We start from the raw sequence: 11,048 nt of genomic DNA, 5'->3' as shown, positions 1-11,048 counted from the left end.
CGTCATCGCCGGCCAGAGCTTCTCATCCCGGCTGGTCATGGGGACCGGGGGGGCGGCCAGCCTGGAGGCGCTGGAGCAGGCGCTGGCCGCCTCCGGGACCGAGATGACCACCGTCGCCCTCCGCCGGACCAGTCCGGGGGCCAGAGGCTCGATCCTGGACGTCCTGCGGCGGGTCGGGTGCCGCCTGCTGCCCAACACCGCCGGCTGCTTCACCGCCCGCGACGCCGTGCGCACGGCCCACCTCGCCCGGGAGGCGTTCGACACCGACTGGATCAAGCTCGAGGTCATCGGCGACGACCGCACCCTGCTCCCGGACGCGGTCGAGCTCCGCGACGCCGCCGAGACCCTGGTCGACGACGGCTTCACCGTGCTCGCCTACACCAACGACGACCCGGTCCTGGCCCGCCATCTGGCCGAGCTCGGCTGCGCCGCGGTCATGCCCCTGGGGTCGCCCATCGGGTCCGGCATGGGCATCGCCAACCCCTACAACCTGCGCATCATCATCGAGCAGGCGACCGTCCCGGTGGTCCTCGACGCCGGCGTCGGCACCGCCTCGGACGCCGCCATCGCCATGGAGCTGGGCTGCGACGCCGTGCTGCTGGCCAGCGCCGTCACCCGCGCCCAGGAGCCGGCCCTGATGGCCGAGGCCATGCGCAAGGCCGTCGAGGCCGGCCGCCTCGCCCACCTGGCCGGCCGCATCCCCCGGCGCCTCTACGCCGAGGCCTCGACCCCCGCCGAGGGCGTCCCCGACCTGTCGGACCGGCCCGCCGAGGGAACCCGCGAACCCCAGGGCCAGCCCCGCCAGCCGGGGGAGGGGTGAGCCGGACGCGGGACGGGGCGGCCCGCCGGGAGCGGCTGGCCGCCTCCCGGCTGTATGTCTGCACGCCGATCCGGGCCGACCTGGGCGAGTTCGCCGACGCCGTCCTGGGCGCGGGGGTGGACCTGATCCAGCTCCGGGACAAGCAGGCCGAGGCCGGTCCGCTGCTGGAGGCGGCGGCCGTGCTGCGCGACGCCGCCGAGCGCCACGACGCCCTGTTCGCGGTCAACGACCGCGCCGACGTCGCCCTGGCCGCCGGCGCCGACGTCCTCCACCTCGGCCAGGACGACCTGCCCCTGCCCTGGGCCCGGCGCATCCTGGGCGACGACGTCCTCCTCGGCCGCTCGACCCACGACCCCGGCCAGGCCGCCCGCGCCGCCGCCGAACCCTGGGACTACCTGGTCGCCGGCCCCGTCTGGGCCACCACCACCAAGCCCGGCCGCCCGGCCACCGGCACCGATCTGCTCAGGGCCGTCGCCGCCCTCTCCCCACCCCAGCCCTGGTTCGCCATCGGCGGCATCGACCCCGCCAACCTCCCGAAGGTCACCGCCGCCGGCGCCACCCGGATCGTGGTCGTCCGCGCCATCACCGAGGCCCCCGACCCCGCCGCCGCCACCCGCACCATCCTCGCCGGGCTCAACGGCGGCTGAGGGTGGGGATGCCGGAGCCCCGGCGCGCCGCCGGTTGGGACACGGAGCCGGTCGGTGCCTGGCGCGCCGGGGCTTCCGGCTGAACCTGGTCACGTTCGGGTAAGGGGTGGCCGCCGCGGGAGGCGGCGGGTGCGTGACCCGGTTCGGGTGGTGGGCCATGGCCCCGGGCTCGTCGGTGGCGGGGGCCATGGCCGCGGGATCTGCGGATGGTGGGGGACCGGCTGGGCGTGCGGCGTGTGGTCGTCGCCTGCCGGTGAGGGCGACGACCACTCGTGGGCCGCGAAACCGACGCCCGGCCGGTCCCCGCGTCAGCTGGCCATGCGGCCCTCCAGGTAGGCGGCCCAGTAGCGGGCCCGGTCGCGCTCGGCGGTGGGGACCCGGCGGTGGGCGCTGGCGTCTCGGAGCAGCCAGGCGATCGTCTGGAGGTCGGCGCACTCCATGTCCGGGTCGATCGCGGCCGACCAGTACACGGCGGCGTCGCGGAGCTCCTCGGGCGTGGTCCTGCCCTGGCCGATCTCGCGCAGCAGCTCCCCAACGGTGGCCGCGTCGTCCGGGCCGATGGTCGTCCTCATCAGCATCCGCCGGCTCCTCCCCTCCGTGCGTTCCGAGACTCCCCACTCTTCGAACATATGTTCGATCACCTGGGCCCAGGAGTCAAGCCCGCTGGCGGAGTCTGTGGAAGGTGAGCGCGACGGCGGCCAGGAAGGCGGCGACGGCGCCGGCGGCGGTGGCAACACGCTGGCGGTCCCGCCAGGACCAGAGGGCCCGGGAACCCGCCGGCGGCGGCGGCGTCGCCCGGACCCCGGCCAGGCCGGCCGAGGCCAGCACCTCGGCGTCGGCCGGGTGGTGGCGTTCCACGGCCGCCGGCGGGCGCGTGAGCAGGGCGGTCACGCTCGCCGGGGCCACCGGCGCCGGCAGCCGGAGGCCGGTCCGGGCCGCCCGGCCGCGGCCGAACCCCCAGTCGAGCATCCGCCCGGCGTCGCCGGCGTTGTCGGGGCTGTGCAGGACCACCGCGAGCAGGGTCCGCCCGCCCCGGGTGGCGGCGGCGGCCAGGCAGTGGCCGGCGTCGTCGGTGAACCCGGTCTTGACCCCGACCGCGCCCCGGTAGCCGAGCAGGAACCGGGAGCGGGCGGTGAGCGAGTGCCGGCGGCCGCTCGGGGTCACGAAGGCGGCATGGCGCTTGCGCACGACCCGGGCCAGCCAGCGGTCACCGAGCACCGCCCGAGCGAGGATGGCCAGGTCGAACGCGGTCGAGCGGTGCCCGCGCTGGTCAAGGCCGTGCGGGTTGCGCCAGGACGATCCCCGCAGGCCGAGCCGCTCCGACTCGGCGTCCATGGCCTTGGCGAACCGGCCCACCGACCCACCGGCCGCCTCGGCCAGCATCACCGCCACGTCGTTGGCCGAGGAGATCATCAGAGCCTTGAGGGCCTGGTCGACGGTGAGCTTCTGGCCGCGCCGCACGGCCAGGCGCCGGGCCGGCTGGCCGGCCGCCGCCTTGGAGGCCACGGTCACGGCGTCCAGCTCCAGGCTGGCCCGGACGGCCAGGGCGGTCAGCATCTTGGTCAGGCTGGCCGGGGGCGCGGGCGTGCGGCTCCTCCGCCCCCAGAGCACCGCCCCGCTCGCCGGGTCGACCAGGATCGCGTACCTGGCCCGGACCGCCTCCGGCCCCGCGGGCGCCGGCGGGGCGGCCTCGGCCCGGCCAGCCCACCCCGGCACGACCCCGGCCCCCAGGACGGTGGCGACCAGGAGCAGGCGGCAGAGCCGGAGCGGCAGGGCGGGGCGCGGACCCATGGCTGCCGCAGTGTCGCACCGGCAGACGAGCCGGACAAGATGGTCGCTCGGTTCCGAATCGGCGGCCATCCACTAGAATCGTCCGGCGCGATCTCATCAGTGAAGACCCGGGGGGAGCCTCCAGTATGCGCGTCACCGTGATCGGCGCCGGCCACGTCGGCCTCGTCACCGCCGCCTGCCTTGCCCATGTCGGCCACGACGTCGTGGTCGACGACGACGACGTCAGCAAGCTCGACCTGATCCGGGAGGGCCGCTCCTGGTTCTACGAGCCCGGCCTGCAGGAGCTGCTGGGCGAGGTGGTCCGGTCGGGGCGGCTCCGGGTGGTCGACGACAAGGCCGAGGCCGTCGGGCACGGGACCGTGATCTTCGTCTGCGTCGGCACCCCGAGCCGCGGCGACGGCAGCCCCAACCTGGCCTACGTCGAGGCGGTGGCCCGCGAGGTCGCCCGCAGCCTGCCCCCGGAGGAGTTCCGCCTGATCTGCGAGAAGTCCACCGTGCCGGTGCAGACCGGCGAGCGGGTGGCCAGGGTCATCGCCCGCGAGGCCAGGCCCGAGGCCGACTGGGAGGTCGCCTCCAACCCCGAGTTCCTGCGCGAGGGCTCGGCCGTGGTCGACACCCTCGACCCGGACCGCGTGGTCGTCGGCACCAGCTCCGAGCGGGGCCTGGCCGCCCTCCGCGAGCTCTACCAGCCGATCCTGGAGCGCTCGGGGGCGCCGTTCCTGGCCACCGACCGGGCCACCGCCGAGCTGATCAAGCACGCCTCCAACGCCTTCCTGGCCACCAAGATCAGCTTCATCAACTCGGTGGCCAGGGTGTGCGAGCGGTCGGGGGCGGACGTCGACCTGGTGGCCAGGGGCATGGGCCTCGACCCGCGCATCGGCGTCCACTTCCTCAAGGCCGGCGCCGGCTACGGCGGGAGCTGCTTCCCCAAGGACGTGGCCGCCTTCGCCCACCGCTCCCGCGAGCTGGGGGTCGACTTCGGCATCCTCAACGAGGTGGCCAAGATCAACCACGAGGCCCGGCGGGCCGTGGTCGACAAGGTCCGCGACGCCCTCTGGCACCTGGACGGCAAGCGGATCGGGATGCTGGGGCTGTCGTTCAAGCCCAACACCGACGACCTGCGCGAGGCCCCGGCGATCGACGTGGCCCGCGACCTGCTGGCCGACGGCGCCCAGGTGGTCGCCTACGACCCGGTGGCCGGCGAGGCGGCGGCCCGGCAGGTCCCCGGCCTGGAGCTGGCCGACAAGGCGGTCGGGGTGGCCGACGGCGCCCACGCCATCGTGCTGATGACCGAGTGGGCCGAGTTCGGCGAGCTGGACCCGGCCGACCTCTCCGACCGCATGGCCTACCCGATCCTGGTCGACGCCCGCAACGCGGCGGACGCCGACGCGTTCGTGGCCGCCGGGTTCACCGTCGCCGGGGTCGGCCGCCCGGTCCGGGCGCCCGACGGCGGGAGCCGCTGACGTGCCACGAGCCCTGATCACCGGCGGTGCCGGCTTCCTCGGGTCCCACCTGTGCCGGCGGCTCCTGGACGAGGGCTGGGACGTCGTCTGCATGGACAACTTCCTCACCGGCCGGGCGGCCAACGTGGCCGACCTCGTCGGCGAACGGTTCCGGCTGGTCAACGTCAACGTGACCGACTTCATCCACGTGCCCGGCCCGCTGGACGCCGTGCTCCACTTCGCCTCGCCGGCCAGCCCGATCGACTACCTCAAGTACCCGATCCAGACCCTCAAGGTGGGCGCCCTCGGCACCCACCACGCCCTCGGCCTGGCCAAGGAGAAGCAGGCCCGGTTCCTGCTCGCCTCCACCAGCGAGGTCTACGGCGACCCCCAGGTCCACCCCCAGCCCGAGACCTACTGGGGCCACGTCAACCCCATCGGCCCCCGCGGCGTCTACGACGAGGCCAAACGCTTCGCCGAAGCCCTGGCCATGGCCTACCACCGCAGCCACGGGGTCGAGGTGCGGATCGTGCGCATCTTCAACACGTACGGACCTTCGATGAGAATTGACGACGGGCGCGCCTTCTGCACCTTTGCCGTGCAGGCGTTGCGGGGGGAACCGCTCACCGTGCACGGGGACGGGACCCAGACACGGTCGTTGTGCTATGTGGACGACCTGATCGAGGGGATCTGGCGGCTGCTCGGGAGCGACCTGGTGGGGCCGGTCAACCTGGGGAACCCGGAGGAGGTGACGATCCTGGAGCTGGCCCGGACGGTGGCCCGGGCGGCGGGGGTCGAGGCGAGGATCGAGCTGCGGCCCCGGCCGGTCGACGACCCGGAGGTGCGGCGGCCCGACATCACCAGGGCGGTGACCGGGCTGGGGTGGAAGCCGGAGGTCAGCCTGGAGGAGGGGGTCCAGCGGACGGTGCCCTGGTTCCGGAGGGCGCTGGAGGAGTCGGCCACTCCGTGACCCTGACCAGGGCGACCGGCGGCAGCGACACCGGGGTGAGCTCGGGCCGGGCGGTGTTCTTCGACGTGGACAAGACCCTCCTGCCGGGGTCGAGCATGTACCTGTTCGCGCGCGGGCTGTACCGGCGCGGGTTCTACGAGCTGCGGGACATCGCCGGGTTCGCCTTCGGGCAGCTGGTCTTCCGGCTCACCGGGGCCGAGGGCCGCAAGGGCATGGAGGCGGCCCGCGAGCAGGCCCTCGCCTTCATCGAGGGGAAGCGGCGCGATGACCTGACCCAGATCGGCCACGACATCGTGGTCGAGGTGATCGGGCCCAGGATCTACCCGGGGATGCGGCGGGTCATCGACGAGCACAACGCCCAGGGCGACCGGACCTACCTGGTCACCGCCGCCCCACGGGAGCTGGCCCAGGGGATCGCCACCTACCTGGGCATGGACGGGGCCCTGGGGACCGAGGCCGAGCTGGTCGACGGCACCTACACGGGCCGGCTGCTCGGGCCGGTGCTGCACGGGCCGGCCAAGCTCGACGCGGTGGTCCGCCTGGCCGACGAGGAGGGGTTCGACCTGCGCCAGAGCAGCGCCTACTCGGACTCGGTGAACGACCGGCCGCTGCTGGAGGGGGTCGGCCGGCCGGTGGCCGTCAACCCCGACCGCTACCTGCGCGAGCTGGCCACCGAGCGGGGCTGGCCGGTGCAGGACTTCCGCACCCGGCGGCGGCTGTGGCTGGTCTGGCTGCCCGCCGGCATGGCCGCTGGGGTCACCACGGCCGCGGCCGCGGTCACCGGCCGCCGTCTGGCCCGGCGGAAGCGTCGCCAGGCGGGAGGCCGCCCTCGCTGAGGACGGCGGCGACCTCGTCCTCGGACAGGCCGCGGGTGGTGAGGGCGCGGCGCAGGCGGCGGGCCGCCTCGGCCGGCGAGGTCCAGCCGTCCCGCAGGGGGCCCTGCTCGTGCTCCCCCTCGAGCAGCCCGTCGACGAAGCCCTTGGCGTAGTCCCAGGTCACGTAGTGGTCGACCGCGGGCTCGAAGGCCGGCTCGTGGACCCGGGGCTCGCCGTGCTGGAGGATGTGCTCCAGGTTCTCGCGCAGCAGGCTCCAGCCGAAGAAGTGGTCCTCCTCGCAGTCGGGGCAGGAGATGACCACCCCGAGGAAGCCGCGCTGCTCCAGCGCCGAGCGGAACTCGGCCAGGTCGGCGAGATCATCCAGGAGCGCGGCGCGCTCCTCTTCGTCGATGGGTTCGGGGGGCGAGTCGTCTTGCGGCTCGAACGGGTCGAGGGGGTCGGGCACGGGCACTCCGAAGTCAGGTTGATGCGAAGCTCTCCCTGGCATGGTAGCGCGGATGCCGATCGGGCTCTCCTTGACCTCCACAGAACCCCGCTGCTAGCGTCGGACATGCACCTTCCCCGGGCCCGCCGCGCCAGCGGACGGGTCCGTTCGTCTATCTGCACCCAAACCCACGAGGTACCGCTGCTGGGAGGAAGGCAACGTGGCTGAGGTCGAGATCGGCATCGGCAAGAGCGGCCGCCGGGCGTACGGGTTCGACGACATCGCGATCGTGCCCAGCCGGCGGACGCGCGACCCCGACGACATCGACATCTCCTGGGACCTGGACGCCTACCACTTCGAGCTGCCCCTGCTGGCCTCGGCCATGGACGGCGTCGTGTCGCCCCGGATCGCGGTCGAGCTGGGCCGCCTCGGCGGGCTCGGCGTGCTCAACCTGGAGGGTCTCTGGACCCGCTACGAGGACCCCGACCCGGTCTACGCCGAGATCGCCGGCCTGCCCGACGCCGACGCCACCAAGCGGATGCAGGAGATCTACGCCGAGCCGATCAAGCCCGAGCTGATCGGCCAGCGGGTCAGGGAGATCAAGGACGCCGGGGTGGTCGCGGCCGCCTCCCTGACCCCCCAGCGGGTCGCCCGCTACCACAGCTTCGCCCTCGAGGCCGGGCTCGACATCCTGGTCATCCAGGGCACGGTCGTCTCGGCCGAGCACGTCTCCTCGAGCAGCGAGCCTCTCAACCTCAAGACCTTCATCGCCCACTACGACCTGCCGGTGATCGTCGGCGGCTGCGCCTCCTACGCCACCGCCCTGCACCTGATGCGCACCGGCGCCGCCGGGATCCTGGTCGGGGTCGGGCCGGGGGCGGCCTGCACCACCCGCGGCGTGCTCGGCATCGGCGTGCCCATGGCCACCGCCCTGGCCGACGCCGCCGGGGCCCGCATCCGGCACCTGGAGGAGACGGGCCGCTACGTGCAGGTGATCGCCGACGGCGGCATGCGCACCGGCGGCGACGTGGCCAAGGCGATCGCCTGCGGGGCCGACGCCGTGATGATCGGCTCCCCCCTGGCCAGGGCGGTCGAGGCCCCCGGGCGCGGCCACCACTGGGGCATGGCCACCTTCCACCCCGACCTGCCACGGGGGACCCGGGTGCGCACCACCTCCCTCGGCACCCTCAAGGAGATCCTGCTCGGCCCGGCGCCGGTCAACGACGGCAGCATGAACCTGTTCGGGGGCCTGCGGACCTCGATGGCCACCACCGGCTACCAGACGGTCAAGGAGTTCCAGAAGGCCGAGGTCATGGTCGCCCCGGCGCTCCAGACCGAGGGCAAGCTCCTGCAGCGCTCCCAGGGCGTCGGGATGGGTTGAGGGCAGGGGTCCGGGGGGGCGCAGCCCCCCGGTGCGTTCAAGGATTCCCTGCCTTCAGTCGTCGTGCCTTTCAGTCGTCGTCGCCCTTGCGACGACGAGTCACGACCTGGCGGTCCCAGCCCCGGTGGACCGAGCAGAAGGTGTCGGGGTTGTAGCGCGACAGCCGCGTCTCGCAGCCGTCGGCGGCGCACGTCCGGGCCTGCCCGAACGAGCGCACGGCCGGGTCGGCGCCGGGCGCCCGCCGGCGGGTCGGGGCGGGGATGGGCTCCTCCGGCTCTGTCACCGTCGCCTCCTCCACCAAGAGAACAAAAAGCACCACACACCCGGCGTCCGGTGTGTGGTGCGAGGTCTGGGCACCAAGGGGCGGCGACGCCCCTCTCGCCATCTACGGTACTCCTCCGCAAGCGGTGCGAGCAATCCACCGCCGGAGCCCGTATCCTGCGCCCATGACGACCCCGGCCCCGATCGAGGCCTCGCTGGCCGAGGTCGAGGCCGCCCGCCCGGAGCCTGGTGCCCTCCGAGCGCGTCCGGCCCCCGGGCACGACACGGTCCTGGTGCTCGACTTCGGCGCCCAGTACGCCCAGCTCATCGCCCGCCGCATCCGCGAGTGCCACGTCTTCTCCGAGGTCGTCCCCTGCGACGTCGACCCGGACACGGTGCGCGCCCACGACGCCAAGGCCCTGGTCCTCTCCGGCGGGCCCAAGTCGGTCTACGAGCCGGGCGCCCCCGCCCTCGACCCGCGCCTGCTGGAGCTCGGCATCCCCGTCCTCGGGCTCTGCTACGGCCAGCAGGCCATGGCCAGGGCCCTGGGCGGCCGGGTCGAGGCCACCGGGGTCCGGGAGTACGGCCGCACCACCCTGCGCGCCCAGCCCGAGGGCAGCCTCCTGTTCGGCGACCTGCCCGAAGAGCAGGTCGTGTGGATGAGCCACGGCGACACGGTCACCGCCGCCCCGCCCGGGGCCCGGGTGGTGGCCAGCACCGACGCCTCCCCGGTGGCCGGGTTCGAGGACCCCGGGCGGGGCCTGTACGGGGTCCAGTTCCACCCCGAGGTCGCCCACACCGAGCGGGGCATGGACCTGTTCAAGAACTTCCTCTACGAGGCGGCCGGCTGCCGGCCCAACTGGACCAGCGTGTCGATCATCGAGGAGCAGGAGGCGGCCGTCCGGGAGCGGGTCGGGCACGGCCACGTGCTCTGCGCCCTGTCGGGCGGGGTCGACTCCTCGGTGGCCGCCCTGCTCGTCCACCGGGCGGTCGGGGACAAGCTGACCTGCGTGTTCGTCGACACCGGGCTGCTGCGCCACGGCGAGGCCGAGCAGGTCGAGGAGACCTTCCGCCGCGACTTCAAGGTCAACCTGGTCCACGTCAAGGCGGCCGACCGGTTCCTGGAGCGCCTGGCCGGGGTGACCGACCCCGAGGCCAAGCGCAAGGCGATCGGCAACGAGTTCATCCGCGTCTTCGAGGAGGTCGCCAAGGAGCACGGCGACGCCCGCTACCTGGTCCAGGGCACCCTGTACCCGGACGTGGTCGAGTCCGGCGGCAAGCGCAACGCCACCATCAAGAGCCACCACAACGTCGGCGGGCTGCCCGAGCGCATGGACCTGGAGCTGGTCGAGCCGCTGCGCCTGCTGTTCAAGGACGAGGTCCGCCGGGTCGGGACCGAGCTCGGCCTGCCCGAGGACGTGGTCCAGCGCCAGCCTTTCCCCGGTCCCGGCCTGGCCGTGCGGATCGTCGGCGAGGTCACCGCCGAGCGGCTGGAGACCCTCCGGGCCGCCGACCACATCGTGCTCGAGGAGATCCGCCGGGCCGGGCTGGACCGTGAGCTGTGGCAGTGGTTCGCGGTGCTGCCGGCGGTGCGGACCGTCGGGGTCATGGGCGACGGCCGCACCTACGCCTACCCGATCGTGCTCCGGGCCGTGACCAGCCAGGACGCCATGACGGCGGACTTCGCCCGCCTCCCATGGGAGGTGCTGGAGCGCATCTCGACCCGGGTCGTTGGCGAGGTCCCCGGCGTCAACCGGGTCGCCTACGACGTCACCTCCAAGCCTCCGGGCACGATCGAGTGGGAGTAACCCCAGCAACTCGGCGTGCTTCCCACGCCGGGGCAAGCCGCACCACAGCCTAGCCAGGCACACCCAGCAACGCTCTCATTTCCCCTGGCCGGTCGAGCCGGTTGCAGCAGACGACTGCGCAGGCCAGCAACACGAACGCAAGCCTGGCCGACGACTCGACCCCACGCCGAACAATCCGTGGCCGGATTCCACGACGCCGCAGCCAGGCACGGTGGGCGTGGCTGTCGTTAGCCCTGTCGGCGTGGAGGCAGCCGGCCCTGCGCACCCGGCCGATCCAGGACCTCTTATTTGCGACGGCCCGGACGGCCCCGGATCCACCGGGTTAGGACCGCGCTCGGGAGGTACGAACCCCTTGCCATGTGGGAAGCGGTCCTGTTCGGGGTGCTGGCCACCAGCTCGCTGGTGGTGGGCGGGGCGCTCGGGTCCTACTGGGAGGCGCCTAAGCGCGTGACGGGCGTCATGCTGGCCTTCGCCAGCGGGGCGATGGTATCGGCGCTGGCCTTCGAGCTCTTTCCCGAGGCGGTCGAGCTGGGCGGGGTGGCCCCGGCGGGCGGGGGGCTGCTGGCCGGCGCGGCCGTGTTCGTGGTCGTCAACACCTGGCTGGACAGCCGCGTGGCCCCGCCCGAGGAGGCCGAGGCGTCCGTCGCCGGGGGCGGGACCGAGACCCC

General features: G+C 73.9%; 12 protein-coding genes and 1 pseudogene. 8 read left to right on the top strand and 5 right to left on the bottom strand.

Features of this window, described 5'->3' with window-relative positions:
* Positions 1-4 precede the first annotated feature (4 nt).
* Together VF468_14580 and thiE are read left to right on the top strand one after the other, a co-directional pair.
* On the top strand, positions 5-820 hold the full coding sequence (locus VF468_14580; protein HEX5879519.1) for a thiazole synthase: 816 nt from the start codon (positions 5-7) through the stop codon (positions 818-820).
* Complete coding sequence (thiE, locus tag VF468_14575) at positions 817-1,467, top strand: thiamine phosphate synthase (GenBank protein HEX5879518.1); 651 nt, start codon at positions 817-819, stop codon at positions 1,465-1,467. The genes VF468_14580 and thiE overlap by 4 nt, the downstream gene beginning before the upstream one ends.
* 308 nt (positions 1,468-1,775) lie before the next feature.
* Here the strand turns inward: thiE and VF468_14570 are convergent, their stop codons facing one another.
* The gene (locus VF468_14570) at positions 1,776-2,039 is read right to left on the bottom strand and encodes a hypothetical protein (protein HEX5879517.1); all 264 of its coding nucleotides are present in this window, start codon (positions 2,037-2,039) and stop codon (positions 1,776-1,778) included.
* Between the two features lie 82 nt (positions 2,040-2,121).
* Positions 2,122-3,258 carry a hypothetical protein gene (locus tag VF468_14565; GenBank protein ID HEX5879516.1) on the bottom strand — a complete coding sequence of 379 codons (1,137 nt, stop codon included), beginning with the start codon at positions 3,256-3,258 and terminating at the stop codon, positions 2,122-2,124.
* Positions 3,259-3,383: 125 nt separating this feature from the next.
* Here VF468_14565 and VF468_14560 point away from each other — a divergent pair, with 125 nt between their 5' ends.
* From VF468_14560 to VF468_14550, 3 genes are read left to right on the top strand one after another with little or no spacing between them, the layout of a single operon-like run.
* Positions 3,384-4,721, top strand: coding sequence for a UDP-glucose/GDP-mannose dehydrogenase family protein (locus tag VF468_14560; GenBank protein HEX5879515.1), 1,338 nt, complete (start codon positions 3,384-3,386; stop codon positions 4,719-4,721).
* 1 nt (position 4,722) lies between these two features.
* Positions 4,723-5,670 carry a UDP-glucuronic acid decarboxylase family protein gene (locus tag VF468_14555; protein ID HEX5879514.1) on the top strand — a complete coding sequence of 316 codons (948 nt, stop codon included), beginning with the start codon at positions 4,723-4,725 and terminating at the stop codon, positions 5,668-5,670.
* Entirely contained in the window at positions 5,667-6,506 is an 840-nt protein-coding gene (locus VF468_14550; GenBank protein HEX5879513.1) for an HAD family hydrolase, read from the top strand. The genes VF468_14555 and VF468_14550 overlap by 4 nt, the downstream gene beginning before the upstream one ends.
* Here the strand turns inward: VF468_14550 and VF468_14545 are convergent.
* On the bottom strand, positions 6,448-6,951 hold the full coding sequence (locus tag VF468_14545; protein HEX5879512.1) for a DUF5319 family protein: 504 nt from the start codon (positions 6,949-6,951) through the stop codon (positions 6,448-6,450). The genes VF468_14550 and VF468_14545 overlap by 59 nt on opposite strands.
* Before the next feature lie 199 nt (positions 6,952-7,150).
* On the opposite strand from VF468_14545, the gene VF468_14540 reads away from it, so the two are divergent.
* Complete coding sequence (locus tag VF468_14540; protein HEX5879511.1) at positions 7,151-8,311, top strand: GuaB3 family IMP dehydrogenase-related protein; 1,161 nt, start codon at positions 7,151-7,153, stop codon at positions 8,309-8,311.
* 70 nt (positions 8,312-8,381) lie between these two features.
* On the opposite strand, the gene VF468_14535 is transcribed toward VF468_14540, so the two are convergent.
* Complete coding sequence (locus tag VF468_14535) at positions 8,382-8,594, bottom strand: hypothetical protein (protein HEX5879510.1); 213 nt, start codon at positions 8,592-8,594, stop codon at positions 8,382-8,384.
* A gap of 163 nt (positions 8,595-8,757) precedes the next feature.
* Here VF468_14535 and guaA point away from each other — a divergent pair, with 163 nt between their 5' ends.
* Entirely contained in the window at positions 8,758-10,380 is a 1,623-nt protein-coding gene (gene guaA, locus VF468_14530; protein ID HEX5879509.1) for a glutamine-hydrolyzing GMP synthase, read from the top strand.
* Positions 10,381-10,519: 139 nt separating this feature from the next.
* Here guaA and VF468_14525 read toward each other — a convergent pair.
* Positions 10,520-10,627: pseudogene (locus VF468_14525) on the bottom strand (IS5/IS1182 family transposase).
* 110 nt (positions 10,628-10,737) lie between these two features.
* On the opposite strand from VF468_14525, the gene VF468_14520 reads away from it, so the two are divergent.
* Positions 10,738-11,048 (top strand): zinc permease (locus tag VF468_14520; GenBank protein ID HEX5879508.1); only part of this gene is annotated, 311 nt, incomplete at its 3' end.

The sequence above is a fragment of the Actinomycetota bacterium genome, from assembly GCA_036280995.1.
Taxonomy (GTDB): domain Bacteria; phylum Actinomycetota; class CALGFH01; order CALGFH01; family CALGFH01; genus CALGFH01.
Note: the sequence above shows the minus strand (reverse complement) of the source record. Positions and strands in the feature narration are given on the sequence as shown.